Annotated in this window: 15 protein-coding genes; 10 read left to right on the top strand and 5 right to left on the bottom strand. The window is 37.8% G+C overall.

Translation table 11 applies throughout. From position 1 onward, the window contains the following. The first annotated feature begins 79 nt into the window (after positions 1-79). Positions 80-1009, top strand: coding sequence for a diacylglycerol/lipid kinase family protein (locus GS400_RS15320; RefSeq protein WP_160103216.1), 930 nt, complete (start codon positions 80-82; stop codon positions 1007-1009). 553 nt (positions 1010-1562) lie between these two features. Next, positions 1563-2366, top strand: a complete 804-nt coding sequence (locus tag GS400_RS15315) for a phosphotransferase family protein (protein WP_160103215.1) — start codon at positions 1563-1565, stop codon at positions 2364-2366. Here GS400_RS15315 and GS400_RS15310 read toward each other — a convergent pair. Continuing rightward, positions 2356-2640 carry a YtzH-like family protein gene (locus GS400_RS15310; RefSeq protein ID WP_160103214.1) on the bottom strand — a complete coding sequence of 95 codons (285 nt, stop codon included), beginning with the start codon at positions 2638-2640 and terminating at the stop codon, positions 2356-2358. The two genes, GS400_RS15315 and GS400_RS15310, sit on opposite strands and share 11 nt — an antisense overlap. Before the next feature lie 238 nt (positions 2641-2878). Next, positions 2879-3055, bottom strand: a complete 177-nt coding sequence (locus GS400_RS15305) for a hypothetical protein (RefSeq protein ID WP_160103213.1) — start codon at positions 3053-3055, stop codon at positions 2879-2881. 261 nt (positions 3056-3316) lie between these two features. Here GS400_RS15305 and trmB point away from each other — a divergent pair, with 261 nt between their 5' ends. Both trmB and GS400_RS15295 read left to right on the top strand, forming a co-directional pair. Beyond that, complete coding sequence (gene trmB, locus GS400_RS15300; RefSeq protein ID WP_160103212.1) at positions 3317-3964, top strand: tRNA (guanosine(46)-N7)-methyltransferase TrmB; 648 nt, start codon at positions 3317-3319, stop codon at positions 3962-3964. 72 nt (positions 3965-4036) lie between these two features. Next, entirely contained in the window at positions 4037-4879 is an 843-nt protein-coding gene (locus tag GS400_RS15295; protein ID WP_160103211.1) for a YtnP family quorum-quenching lactonase, read from the top strand. 39 nt (positions 4880-4918) lie between these two features. On the opposite strand, the gene GS400_RS15290 is transcribed toward GS400_RS15295, so the two are convergent. Further along, positions 4919-5233: a PepSY domain-containing protein gene (locus GS400_RS15290; protein ID WP_160103210.1), complete on the bottom strand. Its 315-nt coding sequence runs from the start codon at positions 5231-5233 to the stop codon at positions 4919-4921. A 187-nt stretch (positions 5234-5420) separates the two neighbouring features. Between GS400_RS15290 and GS400_RS15285 the strand changes: the two genes are divergently transcribed. Together GS400_RS15285 and GS400_RS15280 are read left to right on the top strand one after the other, a co-directional pair. Continuing rightward, complete coding sequence (locus tag GS400_RS15285; protein WP_160103209.1) at positions 5421-6488, top strand: M42 family metallopeptidase; 1068 nt, start codon at positions 5421-5423, stop codon at positions 6486-6488. Between the two features lie 85 nt (positions 6489-6573). Then, positions 6574-7083: a DUF84 family protein gene (locus GS400_RS15280; protein WP_160103208.1), complete on the top strand. Its 510-nt coding sequence runs from the start codon at positions 6574-6576 to the stop codon at positions 7081-7083. Positions 7084-7856: 773 nt separating this feature from the next. Here the strand turns inward: GS400_RS15280 and GS400_RS15275 are convergent. Continuing rightward, complete coding sequence (locus GS400_RS15275; RefSeq protein WP_160103207.1) at positions 7857-8297, bottom strand: YtoQ family protein; 441 nt, start codon at positions 8295-8297, stop codon at positions 7857-7859. Positions 8298-8523: 226 nt separating this feature from the next. Here GS400_RS15275 and GS400_RS15270 point away from each other — a divergent pair, with 226 nt between their 5' ends. Beyond that, on the top strand, positions 8524-9075 hold the full coding sequence (locus tag GS400_RS15270) for a hypothetical protein (protein WP_160103205.1): 552 nt from the start codon (positions 8524-8526) through the stop codon (positions 9073-9075). A gap of 56 nt (positions 9076-9131) precedes the next feature. Here GS400_RS15270 and GS400_RS15265 read toward each other — a convergent pair whose 3' ends face one another. Next, positions 9132-11315 carry a methyl-accepting chemotaxis protein gene (locus GS400_RS15265; protein ID WP_160103203.1) on the bottom strand — a complete coding sequence of 728 codons (2184 nt, stop codon included), beginning with the start codon at positions 11313-11315 and terminating at the stop codon, positions 9132-9134. Positions 11316-11676: 361 nt separating this feature from the next. Here GS400_RS15265 and GS400_RS15260 point away from each other — a divergent pair, with 361 nt between their 5' ends. The 3 genes from GS400_RS15260 to GS400_RS15250 all read left to right on the top strand — a co-directional run bounded on the left by GS400_RS15260 (position 11677) and on the right by GS400_RS15250 (position 13955). Then, positions 11677-12693: a PTS sugar transporter subunit IIC gene (locus GS400_RS15260; RefSeq protein WP_160104648.1), complete on the top strand. Its 1017-nt coding sequence runs from the start codon at positions 11677-11679 to the stop codon at positions 12691-12693. Positions 12694-12708: 15 nt separating this feature from the next. Continuing rightward, positions 12709-13026, top strand: coding sequence for a thioredoxin family protein (locus GS400_RS15255; protein WP_160103201.1), 318 nt, complete (start codon positions 12709-12711; stop codon positions 13024-13026). A 113-nt stretch (positions 13027-13139) separates the two neighbouring features. Then, positions 13140-13955, top strand: coding sequence for a DUF1444 domain-containing protein (locus GS400_RS15250; protein ID WP_160103199.1), 816 nt, complete (start codon positions 13140-13142; stop codon positions 13953-13955). Positions 13956-13960 lie beyond the last annotated feature (5 nt).

The following is a 13960-nucleotide window of genomic DNA, read 5'->3' as shown; positions in this document are numbered from 1 at the left end:
TCACTCCTTTTATACTAGTATAATAGATATAGATGTTTTTGCTAAATAATATGGTTTAGGTACGAAGGGAAATAAATTCATGTATATTTTAATTGTAAACCCTGAAGCGGGTAATGGACGCTCATTAAAGGTATTAAAAAAGCTTCAAAAAGACCCGTTATTTAAACAAAAAGATTGTAGATCTTTTTTTACGAAATATGAAGGCCATGCTGAAGAATTGGTAAAGCATGTTTTGGAGATTTATAATGAAAAAGTAAAGTGCATCATAGCAGTTGGGGGAGACGGCACAATGCATGAGGTTGTGAATGGTCTCAAAAATATTCCTTCCGTACCAATTGCATATATTCCTGCTGGTTCAGGAAATGATTTCGCTCGTGGAACGAACAGTAAGAAAAAGCCGGTGAAATTATTTCAGGATATTGTACAGAGATCTTATGCTAAACCCTACTGGTGTGGTTCCTATTTAACGGATAAACGAAAGCCTTCCAATCGTCGAGTTTTCGCAAGTAATATTGGATTTGGTTTTGATGCAGAAATTGCTCAACGTGCGAATCGGTCAACCTATAAAAAATGGCTTAATAAGCTCGGTTTAGGTTCCTTAGCCTATGCAATCGCATTAGTTCAGACGATATTTCAATTTGAGCCGAAGGAAGTTGAACTGACCATTGATGGTGAAAGAAGAACATTATCTAATGTCTGGATGATTACAACGGGTGTACATGGTTATTACGGTGGAGGAATGAAAGTTATTCCGAGTGCTAAAATGACCAAAGATTCGTTTCATGTATTAATAATAGAGAATATCTCAAAATGGAAGGTGTTAGCGGTTTTTCTATCCGTATTCTGGGGAGGCCACATCAAATATAATGAAGTAACCGTATTAAAGGCGAGCTCTCTGTCCATTAATGGAAACAAGTCAATTTCTTATCATGTTGATGGCCAAACTGGAAAGTGTCAGAAATGTGTAATTGAGAAGGAATCTTTTTCAAGAAAGATATTTCAATTTTGATCAAAACAGAAATAATGGAATTGCCTTGAATTTTGAGTGCATTTTGAGTTAATCTATTGTCGTGTGTTTTTTCTCTTGAATAACAAAAGAAGTAAGATTTGCATCACTAAATAGTACAAAAGTACTAATTAAAAAAACACGAATAACACGTAATGAGTTTTATATGAAAATAAGGTATACTTAATCATACCTTTATTACAACGACTATAACATTATAGAAAAACATTAAAGTTTACTGGATGAATTTTGTGTTTTTCTTCGAAAAAATAGAGAAAGTATAAAATGTAGGCGCATAGATGTCTAGCTCCAGCGCCCAGCAACGAAGGGACATGGGCCCACACGACGTGGGTTAGATCGACTTTGTCACAGGACGTGACGAACTTAGTCGATCATACTTTCTCCGTGCGATAAGTCAACATCAAATTGCTTCACAATTTGTGTTTCCTTTATCTCACTACAGACTCAGTCCAGTCCCTTCGTTGCTAAACGGGCGCTTGCGCCTTTCTAATTAGATATAACCCAACAAAGATTTGAGGAATTGAAGGTGAATTGGTTGGAACAGATACTCGGACAAGATTGGACAATAACACCAGCGGGCGGATCAACAGGAGAAGCTTACTATGCACAACGTGATGACAAACGCCTTTTTCTTAAACGAAATTCCTCACCCTTTTTAGCTGTATTGTCAGCTGAAGGCATTGTGCCAAAACTCGTATGGACGAAACGTATGGAAAATGGTGACGTAATTACGGCCCAACAGTGGCTAGAGGGGCGCGAATTATCACCTGAAGAAGTTAAGCACCCACGAGTTGCCCAACTGTTGAGTAAAATCCACCATTCTTCAGAACTATTAGACTTGCTGATGAGAATGGGAAAAAAGCCATTAGAGCCTGAAACACTTCTTCAAGACCTGAAGTCGCAAGAGCAAGAATTAAGCTTCGTTAATACGCAGATAGAGGTTCATCAATGTCTTCGTTATTTAGACAATCAATTGCCTTACGTTCAAAATCAGCGTAAAGTTGTGTGTCATTGTGATATGAATCATAACAATTGGCTTTTAACAACAGCTGGACAATTGTACCTTATTGATTGGGACAATGCGATGGTTGCCGATCCAGCGATGGATTTAGGAATGATCTTGCATTGGTATATCCCTGAAGAAGAGTGGGGAGATTGGCTTGAAACGTATGGTGTGGAATTGCATGAAGACTTACTAGTTCGTATGCATTGGTATATCATTGCGCAAACGATTTCGTTTATTCAATGGCACAAAAGTCGTTTAGAAGAAAAAGAAGCCGCTCGATGGTTAGAAGATCTTAAGCGGCTCATGCTGAAAGTCGGAATGATTAATAATTAGTATTTTGAATGGAGTTCATCCATTCATTTAGCTGGGCTTGATTCGAAGTAACGTAGTTGGAATCATTATCAGATATTTCACCATCACGCCCATAATCGTATATTTGCGGTAGAATCTGTAAAAAGTCATCATTATTGATGGCTTTTTTTGATAATAAAGACCTTGCTAAGCGTTGAATTTGTTGATACTCCGAGACACTTCCACAACATTCCTCTGCATGCTCACTCAATAAATCATACAGCACGTTCATTTGATCTTTGGTTGTTAAAGGCATCTGAAATCCCCCTTTTAGGAATAGGTTGTGCGGATAATAGGGAAATATGTAAGGAAAGAGGAGTATGAAACACTAGAAAAACACGGTTATCGCCAAAATTGGCGAAATCGATGTCTTTTCTTATACTTTAACCCTTTACAATGGTGAAACTTATATTAAAGCGTAAAAAAAGAACCTTAGCTAGGCTAAAAGTTCTTTTTCGTCTTCTTGGATATACAGTTTAGTGAATTTTGTTTTATTAAGCTGCAGTTTGTGTTTTCGTTCTTGGTGCATATTTTACTTTGTTTTGTTTTACTTCTTTACTTGTTTTCTCTTGAATTTTTTCGATTGGATATAGAAATAGGGAATAACCAATAAACATAACGCCTACAGTGGCTAGAACAATCAATTCCATTAGTTTTGTTAACATGATCATGAGATCAACTCCGTTTTTTGTTAATGTTTAACACAACGTTTACTATCTTATTATAGAAAGCGCTTACACTCCAAGTGTTGTTAAGGGGTGTTAATCATTGTTATAACGGCTTGATGCTCTTATGTAGAATATAAGTGTCACATTGAATAAATTCCTTAAGCTTCTTCTCATATGCTCGCTCATACACAAAAATCGAGGAGAAACTTTTCGGAATCAAGGTTTCATGGTAAGGTGAATGCTGAACGTAAGGAGGAAAAATATATGAGTAGAATACGTAATAAACCTTGGGCAGATCAATATTTAAAAGATAATGATCATATTGTTGTACAAGAGCCCTTTAAACATAAAAGTACATGGAAAGATTTATTTAATGAGGACCAACCTATTCACCTAGAAATCGGAACAGGAAGGGGTGCATTTATTTCTGGTATGGCAAGGCAGCACCCTGAAATGAACTTCATTGGTATAGAACGTGTGAAAAATGTCATTGTAGGTACACTCAAGAAAACGTTAGAGGCAGATATATCGAATGTAAGGCTTATGAATGTGGATGCAAAGGACCTAAGAGATATCTTCGCACCGAATGAAATTGACCAGATCTATTTAAACTTCTCTGACCCATGGCCTAAAAGTCGCCATGAAAAGAGACGACTTACTTACCATACATTTCTAGAACAATACGAGGAAATACTAAAGCCAAACGGGCACATTGTGATGAAGACAGATAATCAACAATTATTTGAGTACTCACTAGCAAGCTTTTCAAAATATGGCTGTATTATTGAGGAAGTCTCTTTAGACCTTCATGCTTTAGAGGACCCTTTAAATGTAATGACTGAGTATGAAGAGAAGTTCTCTGAAAAAGGACAACCAATCTATCGTTGCAAAGTCCGTTTTCCAGAGCGTTAAGATCAAACGGTAACGTTTACATTTTATTCATTCCCTATGATACAATTGTAAAGAAATTAAAGGGGGTACATAATGGAAACGTTACAAGTAGGACGAGCTACATTAACTTGGCTTAATGGAGGCGTAACTCACCTTGATGGAGGGGCAATGTTTGGCGTAGTACCCAAGCCTCTATGGAGTCGTAAATATCCATCAAATGAAAAAAACCAAATTGAATTACGTACAGATCCAATTCTTCTTCAAATAGATGGAAAGAAATTCTTAATAGATTCTGGAATTGGAAATCAAAAATTAAATGAAAAACAAATGAAAAACTTCGGTGTTCATGAAGAATCCTCTATTGATTCCTCATTAAATGAATTAGGTTTTCGTACAGAAGATATTGATGCTGTTTTAATGACACACCTTCATTTTGACCACGCATGTGGCTTGAGCAAATGGCAGGATGGAAAATTAGTGCCGACATTTGAAAATGCTAAAATTTTCACTTCATCTACAGAGTGGAATGAAATGAAAAATCCTAATATACGGTCTGCGAACACGTATTGGGAAACGAATTGGAAGCCTGTTGAGCATCAGGTACAAACATATGAAGAAGTTATTGAGATAGCAGAAGGTCTTCATATGATTCATACAGGTGGTCATAGTGATGGCCATTCGGTCATCCGTTTTGAAGATGGAGAGGAACTATTTATTCATATGGCTGACATCATGCCTACCAATGCACATCAGAACGTGCTTTGGGTATTAGCTTATGATGATTTTCCAGTTACTTCTGTACACCAAAAGCAAGACTGGATGAAGTATGGTTATCAGAAACAGGCTTGGTACACCTTCTATCATGATGCATATTACCGTGCGCTACAATTCAATGAAGAAGGGGAAGTCATTCAAAAAGTTGAGCGAGAACGGTAAATAAAAAATCCGCACCGAGGTGCGGATTTTGGTTAACCGTTAGGAAACTTCACTTACTTCAATTATGGTTCCAGTGACAGAATCAATATAAAATTCAAATTGCTTCGTTGTTCCATCAATAGAACGAGAAACACCACCGCGATAAACGGTGTAAGGAAGATCGTCCAAAGAAATTTCTTCGGTTTTCATATGAATCCAAGATCCACTAATTGGTCCCTGACGTTTAAAAGCCTCTTTGGCTACTTTTAACGCTTTCTCAGGTGACAGGTTTTGATGTTCGTTAAATTGCTTCGCAGCTACATAACCGACTAGAGCACCTAAGCCGACTGCTGCAAGTGACTTTGTCAATCTCATTTCCATTCACCTCTACTCATTCATCAATCTTTTTATAGTATATCGAAAGTTGAGTAAAATAGAAAATAATAGGGGTCATAGTGGAAAAGATTCTGAACATTCGTTACGATAATAGAAGTTACGAAGAGCGTTCAACATAGAGATCATAAGAGTTACCTTAAATCTATAAATGGGAGTGGGATACATAATGAAACAAGATACATTAGATTTATTTCGTACGCTAACAGAATTACAAGGCGCCCCTGGTAATGAACATAAAGTACGTTCTTTTATGAAAGGTGAACTTGAAAAGTATTCAGATGAAATTATTCAGGATAAACTGGGCGGCGTTTTTGGTGTAAAAAAAGGAAACGGACCTAAAGTTATGGTTGCTGGTCATATGGATGAAGTGGGGTTTATGGTCACCCAAATTACAAAGAACGGTATGATACGTTTTCAAACATTAGGGGGATGGTGGAGTCAGGTACTCTTAGCGCAACGTGTTCAAGTCATGACTGATGATGGACCGATCCCAGGTGTAATTGGTTCTATCCCTCCACATAACCTGACACCTGAGCAGCGCAAAAAGCCAATGGATATCAAAAATATGATGATCGATATTGGTGCAGATGATGAAGAGGATGCGAAACGTCTTGGTGTAAAGCCTGGGCAACAAATTGTTCCTATTTGTCCTTTTACACCAATGGCGAATGAAAAGAAGATTTTAGCAAAAGCTTGGGATAACCGATATGGTTGTGGACTTGCTGTAGAGCTTCTTAAAGAACTACAAAATGAATCCTTACCGAATATGCTGTATTCAGGAGCTACCGTACAAGAAGAAGTAGGGTTGCGTGGTGCTCAAACAGCTGCTAACATGATTCAGCCGGATATTTTTTATGCATTAGATGCATCACCAGCAAATGATATGTCTGGTGATAAGAACGAGTTTGGCCAATTAGGAAAAGGTGCATTATTACGTATTTTAGATAAATCAATGGTTACTCACCGAGGTATTCGTGAGTTCATCCTGGATATGGCAGAAACACATGATATTCCATATCAATATTTCATTTCTCAGGGTGGAACGGATGCAGGGCGTGTTCATATTGCGAATGAAGGAGTTCCATCTGCAGTTGTAGGTATTTGCTCTCGATACATTCATACGTCTGCTTCTATGATTCACATTGATGACTACGCTGCAGCAAAAGAGTTATTAACACACCTTGTTAAAGCAACAGACCAAAATGCTGTAGATCAAATCCTTCAAAACAGTTAATTAAACATCAAGAGGTTGCTCCTTAGGATGAAGACAATCTCGTTCCTACTAGATCAAAGGGGTTAATACGAGAAAGGATGAAACCATGAAGATTATAGTCGGCTCAAACAATTATGCGAAAATCGATGCCGTCCGGAGCAACTTCTCGGATTTCGTAGTTGAGGGTATAGAGGTTGCTTCTAAAGTATCCTCACAGCCATTTTCAGATGAAGAGACATTGGAAGGGGCTATTAACCGAGCTCGTGAGTGTGCAAGTTCTGAAAAAGGTTGCATTGGGATCGGCCTAGAAGGTGGCGTAATGGAGCTTGAAAATGATTTATATCTCTGTAACTGGGGTGCATTAGTAGATAAACAAGAAAATGTGTTTACAGCTAGTGGTGCACGTATCCCTTTACCAGATGAAGTTGCCAAGGACCTTAGCAAAGGAAAAGAGCTTGGCGATATAATGGATGAGTATGCTCAACGCACTGAAATTCGTCAAAAAGAAGGTGCGATCGGGATATTCACGAATGAATTAGTGAATCGAAAAGAGATGTTTGAGCATGTGGTTCGTTTATTAAAAGGACAATATGAGTTTTATCATAAAAATAGCTGATCTGATTGGTCAGCGTGTGTATTGAACGAACCGAAACGACCAGATTATATAATCTGGTCGTTTTGTGTGTTGGCTTATTTAACAGTTGCCCCCTTATCTTGAAGACTTGATTTCGAGATAAGGTGAGTATGGTTCCGTTGCTTTAATGGAGTGCGGCGGGCTGGGAAACGGGCTGCTTTCCCCGGACGAACGATCGAGCCTCCTCAGTCACTACGTTCCCTGCGGGGTCTCGCTCGCCCGTTTTTCCGGAGGAGTCAGCCCGTTTCCCAGCCCACCTTAGCCGTATTGAGGTTAACGGAACCGCAGCCTAATAAGTATTTCTGTTTTGATTTGTTAGTTGCACCTTAATTAGATTGAAGAGGATTTGAATCCTGAGATAAAGCTTGTTTATAGTATTTCTGATCTCCATATAATACTTCTGATGCTCTATGGAAGATCAACTAATTAGAGCTGGGGTCGTTAACCTACATACCAATGGGGGGAAGGAAACGGCAAACTCCCGCGGTAGAAAGGGCGGCCAAGACCCCGCAAGGAGCGTAGCGGATGAGGAGGCTTGGACGGTCTTCCGCAGGAGTATTGCCGTTTCAATGACCCTCACGCCTCACAAACGCAACGAACCCACCATCTCACTCAGAAGCTTATTCCAGATTACTGCCATAAAGCTGAATAACTTTAATATAGGACTTCGCCATCATTTGTTCTTGAAATAAAAAGAAGACGAAATCATTTTTGATTCCGTCTTCAAAATCATTTAATGTAATTTGTAAAAAGGACTACTCAAAAATATAAGAAATGACATCTAAAGCCTGATCAATCGTCTCTACTGTCACATTTACTTTATTCGATAACTCTTTTAATGGGTGGTGTAAAGATTCTGGACGAACCAATATAACTGGCTTGCCCATTGTTAATGCAGTACTTGCATCCATTGCTGTGTTCCATTGTTTGTATTTGTCTCCAAACAAAGCGATAACAACATCAGATTTTTGCATTAACACTTGTGTACGTAAATTATTAATGCTTGAAGCAGCGTCATCACGATAGACATGGTTAGGTTGTTCCCCTAAAATATCTTCTCCAACTGAATCAGATCGATCATGCTGTTCTTGAGGTCCTACAAAGTGTAAGGGTAAATCTTTTTGTCTTGCTTTTGCTTTTACATCATCTCTCCAAGAATCATGAATTTGTCCTGCAAGATAGACAGTTAGCTCCATAATGATATTCCTCCTCTAACGGAAACAAAATCTGTTAATTCTTTCCCTTATTAAGTTTAGCATAAACGGATATCTAGGGCAGTGAATACGTTTAACCTGCAATGAGAATATGAATTTTTAAAAACATATAAAATCGATCCTTGTCAAATGACAATCTCATAGTATGATAGATATAGAAGATTAAAAAGAGACACTTGTTTAAGATGGAAGCAGGGGGAGAGTCGCATTGAAACAGTTTAATCCAAAATGGCTTTTAGTCGGCTTAGTAAGTGTAGCCATTGCTGTCCTGCTGATTTTGTTCTTGTCAGGGTTCTTTGTATCAGAGAAACAAGCCATGCAAAATGCAAAATCTGCAGCAAAAGAGGCTTTTAACAAGGAAGAAGTTCCGTTTACGAGAGAATTAGAAAGCATATCTTTGTATATGCCTGAAACGATGGAGATCGTGTCTAATTCAGCAAATAATCTTATACTTAGAGAAGATGAACAAGGGTATATTCTATTTTATAACCCTTTTGAAAAGCTTGAAAGTGATACCTTTTATAAGTCTGCTAAACAAGCTAAAGACATCAAGATGATCGAAACCTTTAGTAATGATGAGCGATTTGGATACCTTCGTATTATTCAGTTAAATGATGAATCATATGAGCTTCAGGTTGGTGTTGGTGGCGTTAAGATGACTACTGAAACGGACAAGAATGATTTAAAAGATGATGCGCACGAAATGATGAAAATTGTACGTTCCATAGCTTATTCCACGACAGATACAGAATCAGAATAGTTTTAAAAAAGCGCTCTCCCAGTAAGGGAGGGCGCTTTTGTTTAGTCTCTATGTTGTTAATCTTCGTCTAAATCATTATCTAAGATCTCATCTTCCTCAGAAGAGCTAGCAACTTCATCATAATAATCATTTTTATCGTATTCATCATTATAATCATGTTCTTCATCTAGCTTTTCTTCGTAATCCGTTTCTTCATCTGAAAGCTCTTCTGTATATGGCTCATCATCAGCTAAAGTGATTGTAGGCTCTTCGGATTGTTCCTCGTCACCCAATTCAAATTGACTTACTTCTTCATCAAGTTCTTGGGATAGGTTTTGAAGGTCCATTGCTGATGAATTCACTTGAGAAATAGCTTGTAGCTGGTTTTCAGAAGAAGCTGCTACTTCTTCTGCTGTTGCGACTGACTCCTCTGAGATCACGCTGATTTCATGAAGCTTAGTTTTAAGGTCGTTGTTAAATCCACCTACTTCGCTTACAGCTTGTTTTACATTAGTGATTTGGCTGTTCATGCTTGTTACATGGCCTGCGATGCGGTCAAACGCTTCTTTTGTTTTATTAACAGACTCTGATTGTGTTTCTTGATAGGTATGGAATTTATCAGCTTCCTCAGATAAAGAAGACATTTGCTCAGACATTCCATTAACAAGCTGATAAATTTCCTGTGCTTCTTGTTTTGATCGTTCAGCTAACTTTCTTACTTCATCAGCAACTACGGCAAAACCTCGGCCTGATTCACCTGCACGGGCAGATTCGATTGCTGCGTTTAGTGCTAAGAGATTAGTGTTGTCAGCAATTTCTTGGATGGTCGAAACAATTTGATTAATTTTTCTTGATTGTTCGGTTGCTTGTTGTACCTCATTTGTTAGATGAGATGCTAAACCAATAAAGGAATCTGATGTTTCTTGAAGCTCGTTCACGGTTTCAATTCCAGCTTCACCATCATTTTTTGCAGAAGAAAGTGACTCAGAAATTTCATTAGCGTAATCATCTGTACGTTTAATTGCTCCAGAAACGTCTTCAATCAACTTCGTACTTTCTTCAATCTGACTTGCTTGTTCTTGAGAACCAACTGCTACTTGATTAATGGCTTCACTTACCTCTTGTGACTGTGCTGTTGTTTGCTGAGAAACCGCAGCAAGGTTAGAGGATGAAGAAGAAAGAACGTTTGATGCATGATTAACCTTTAAAAGTGAACTTTGCATTCGATCGGCCATATTGTTAAAGGTTGTAGCTAACTCAGCCATTTCATCTTTTGTTTTTAATTCCACACGGTAGGATAGATTTCCGTTACCGATAATTTCTGCACCTTCTTTAAGACTCTTAATAGAGCGACTAATGGAACGGATTAAGAATATTCCGGTACCAAGCAGTAATACGATAGCAATACCACTAATAATGAGTAGCATCGTAACCGTTTTTTGATTGGTCGCTTCTGCTTCTTCTTGCATTGCACTACTTTTCGCATTGGCGCTAACGGTTACGGAAGTTGCTTGATTTGTAATGTTACTAGCAATTTCACTAAACGTACTAGTAAGGTTGCTAGCCTGAAGTTTGGTATTTGTTATGGTATTCAGGTTTTGCTTAAACTTAAGTAGGTTCATGTTAAAGTTACTCGTATCTTCAGAAGGTAGATCAGCATCACTAACTAGATCACGCATTTCATTGGATATCGAGTTGAACTTATTCATGTCTTCTTCACTACCAGATTTCAAGTAGTCTTCTTGTACTAGCTTTAATTGAATAAAAGCGTTACTTAGGTCAGGGTTGCTTGCTTTTTCAACAATCGCGTAAAACGAGTCAACTGTATCGTTGATTCGTTTGTACATGCCTTCATTTTCAGAAAAGCCCACAATATCATACATGCCAATTAGTGGATCCAGTTGTTCTTCATAAGCTACGGCACTTTCTTTGATAGAATTGAAAGACTTGGAGATTTCAGGATAATTCTGATTCTCTTTAGCGTATTTCGAAGCCTTTTCCTGTAAGTTTTGGATTGCCTCTCTCATCGCTTCTCCATTTTCTATGGATGGATCATTAAAGAATGTCTTTTCTGCATTTCTTGTTAACGAGACAGTGTATTTAATGTCATCACTTTGGTGGAGTGCTTGTTGCACATTTTCCTGTGCTTCAGCCATTTTCTTTTGTTCAGTTAAAAAATAGAATGAAAAACCAATTAGGACAATTAAACTAGATAAGGATAAAACTAGCATTAAGCGTACTCGATTACGTATCGATCTCAAGATGAAAGTCCCCCTTTGAAAGAATGAAGTGTTAAAAATTTCTTGCATGCGTCCTCTATCTCTTATGAGATATGACTAAATAATTAAAAAATTGTTAATTTATCTATTAATTATAGAACTAAATATGTAGGATTACAATTGCGTTTCGGGATTTTTGTCGACTGAATCTAAGTGGAAAAAGGATAGGTCTAATTTTTATTTCGACATCAATATTTAAACCTTAATAGAATGAGTTAAAATAGATAAAAGAGTTTGAGTGGATAACAACTAACGATTGAGGAAGCATTTTGAATTGGTTATGATAAAATCAGGCACCTAATAAAAGAAAGAGGGAATGCTTATGACTCAAGATACTTCATCTATAAAGAAGTTTTTAGATAAACAAGGAGTCACTTTATCTGCAAAAGAATACTTTATAACAGCCTTAAGTTATATGGCTTTAGGGCTATTTTCATCACTTATTATAGGTTTAATTGTTAAAACCATTGGCCAAGAAATTGGATTTCAACCTCTTATCGAGATGGGCTCGTTTGCAATGGAAAAAAAGGTATGGGGAGGTGCCATTGGCGTAGCGATTGCCTATGGATTAAAAGCACCACCTCTCGTTGTGTTTGCTGCTCTCTTTAGCGGAGCTTTTAGTGCTGAAATTGGTGGTGGTCCAGCAGGAAGTTACATAGCTGCACTTCTTTCCATTGAAATAGGGAAGCTGGTAAGTAAACAAACTAGAATTGATATCATTCTTACACCATTTATTACAATTTTGGTCGGATATTTAGTAGGCGTTTTAATTAGTCCTTCTGTAAATGCCTTTATGCTTGCATTTGGAGATATAATTGAATGGGCTACAAATCAGCGACCATTTATTATGGGGATCTTGGTTGCAGTCCTTATGGGATGGGCTTTAACCGCACCGATCTCGAGTTTAGCAATTGCTTTAATGTTGGATTTAAGTGGGATTGCAGCGGGGGCAGCGACAGTCGGTTGTGCTGCACAAATGATTGGTTTTGCAACGATGAGCTATCGCGATAATGGAATAGGAGGCTGGATTGCTCAAGGAATCGGTACCTCTATGCTTCAAGTAGCCAATGTTATCCGAAAACCGCTTTTGATCTTACCACCCACAATTGCTGGGGCAGTTCTAGCACCATTTGCTTCAGTCTGGCTAAAAATGGTAAATAACGCACCTGGTGGAGGTATGGGAACAAGTGGATTTGTAGGTCAAATCATGACCTTTCAACAGATGGGCTTTTCCTGGGAAATCTTTTGGGCGATTATGGGATTGCACATCGTTGGTCCTCTTGTTATAACTTTGCTATTATCGGAATGGTTTAGGAAAAAAGGTTGGATTCAGCCAGGAGATTTAAAGATCGAGTATTAAGGAGGATATTTATCCATGAAAACTTTACAATCAATAGAAGAATATCAAGAATTATCCCAGTCAGGTAAAACGATTTTCATGTTTTCAGCTGATTGGTGTCCAGATTGCCGTGTTATAGAACCATTTCTACCAGAAATAGAAGAAAAATATGATACGTACCAATTCGTTTATGTGGACCGTGATGATTTCATAGAGCTTTGCGGAGATTTAGGCGTCTTTGGTATTCCAAGCTTCGTAGCCTTTCATGATGGCGAAGAAGTTGGACGATTTGTAAGTAAGGATCGTAAGACAAAAGAGGAAATTGAGAACTTTATGGAAGGTTTATGTTCCTAATTGTTAATAAAAGCCTTGTTAGGTAGTAGCAAGGCTTGCTTTTTATCCAATTCAATTCATGCTAAAATAGCTACGTGAACGTTTCCTTCAAACAGAAAAGGAGGAAAAAGGAAATGAAGATGACAAGTATTAAAATGAAACGATTATTGGACGAGCGTCTTCAGAACCCAGAATGGCGTACTTCTTTTAATCGAGACAAAGATATTTATCGTATAGAATGGAAGGATACACAAAAAGGTATTGAAATTTCTCTGCCAGGTATCATTTCGAAATACGAACAGAAACAGGATGCTGCTCTTGATGAGTTAGAAGAGCATATTGAAGAAGCTCTTAAAATCATGAATGAGACGCATGATCTAGTAGGTAAAGAAAAGAGTATCATCCCTGTAATTCGAGCTGCATCATTCCCGACAGAATCTAACGAAGGAAAGCCGCTTGTTACAGATGAGCATACAGCTGAAACGCGTATTTATTATGCATTAGATTTAGGGAAATCATATCGGTTAATTGATGAAGAAATGCTCCAGGAGCAAGGTTGGGACCAAGATCGAATCCGAGAAATTGCGAGGTTTAATGTACGCTCATTAGATCAGAACATGAAACAAGATGATGTTGCAGGCAATACATTTTATTTTGTTTCATCAAATGATGGTTATGATTCATCACGTATATTGAACGAAGCTTTACTTGAAGAAATGAAGGCGAAGAGTGTTGGAGAATTAGCAGTAGCTGTCCCACATGGAGATGTGTGTATTTTTGCTGATATTCAAAATGATATGGGGTACGATATTTTAGCTCAAATGACAATGAAGTTCTTTGCTGAAGGTCGCGTACCAATTACTTCTTTACCATTTCTATATGAGGATAAGCAGTTAGAACCGATCTTTATTTTAGCCAAAAATAAACCAAAAGATAAAAATCAAGAATAGCGGAG

The organism is Pontibacillus sp. HMF3514 (assembly GCF_009858175.1).
Lineage (GTDB): Bacteria > Bacillota > Bacilli > Bacillales > BH030062 > Pontibacillus.
The sequence above is the reverse complement of the archived record's forward strand: the minus strand, read 5'-3'. Positions and strand labels throughout refer to the sequence as shown.

What these genes read in the sequence shown, in the direction of transcription:
- trmB (WP_160103212.1), top strand. Translation starts at nt 3,317, where the DNA reads ATGAGTAGAATACGTAATAAACCTTGGGCAGATCAATATTTAAAAGAT.
- GS400_RS15310 (WP_160103214.1), bottom strand. Translation starts at nt 2,640, where the DNA reads ATGCCTTTAACAACCAAAGATCAAATGAACGTGCTGTATGATTTATTG.
- GS400_RS15320 (WP_160103216.1), top strand. Translation starts at nt 80, where the DNA reads ATGTATATTTTAATTGTAAACCCTGAAGCGGGTAATGGACGCTCATTA.
- GS400_RS15295 (WP_160103211.1), top strand. Translation starts at nt 4,037, where the DNA reads ATGGAAACGTTACAAGTAGGACGAGCTACATTAACTTGGCTTAATGGA.
- GS400_RS15285 (WP_160103209.1), top strand. Translation starts at nt 5,421, where the DNA reads ATGAAACAAGATACATTAGATTTATTTCGTACGCTAACAGAATTACAA.
- GS400_RS15305 (WP_160103213.1), bottom strand. Translation starts at nt 3,055, where the DNA reads ATGATCATGTTAACAAAACTAATGGAATTGATTGTTCTAGCCACTGTA.
- GS400_RS15275 (WP_160103207.1), bottom strand. Translation starts at nt 8,297, where the DNA reads ATGGAGCTAACTGTCTATCTTGCAGGACAAATTCATGATTCTTGGAGA.
- GS400_RS15255 (WP_160103201.1), top strand. Translation starts at nt 12,709, where the DNA reads ATGAAAACTTTACAATCAATAGAAGAATATCAAGAATTATCCCAGTCA.
- GS400_RS15290 (WP_160103210.1), bottom strand. Translation starts at nt 5,233, where the DNA reads ATGAGATTGACAAAGTCACTTGCAGCAGTCGGCTTAGGTGCTCTAGTC.
- GS400_RS15280 (WP_160103208.1), top strand. Translation starts at nt 6,574, where the DNA reads ATGAAGATTATAGTCGGCTCAAACAATTATGCGAAAATCGATGCCGTC.
- GS400_RS15250 (WP_160103199.1), top strand. Translation starts at nt 13,140, where the DNA reads ATGAAGATGACAAGTATTAAAATGAAACGATTATTGGACGAGCGTCTT.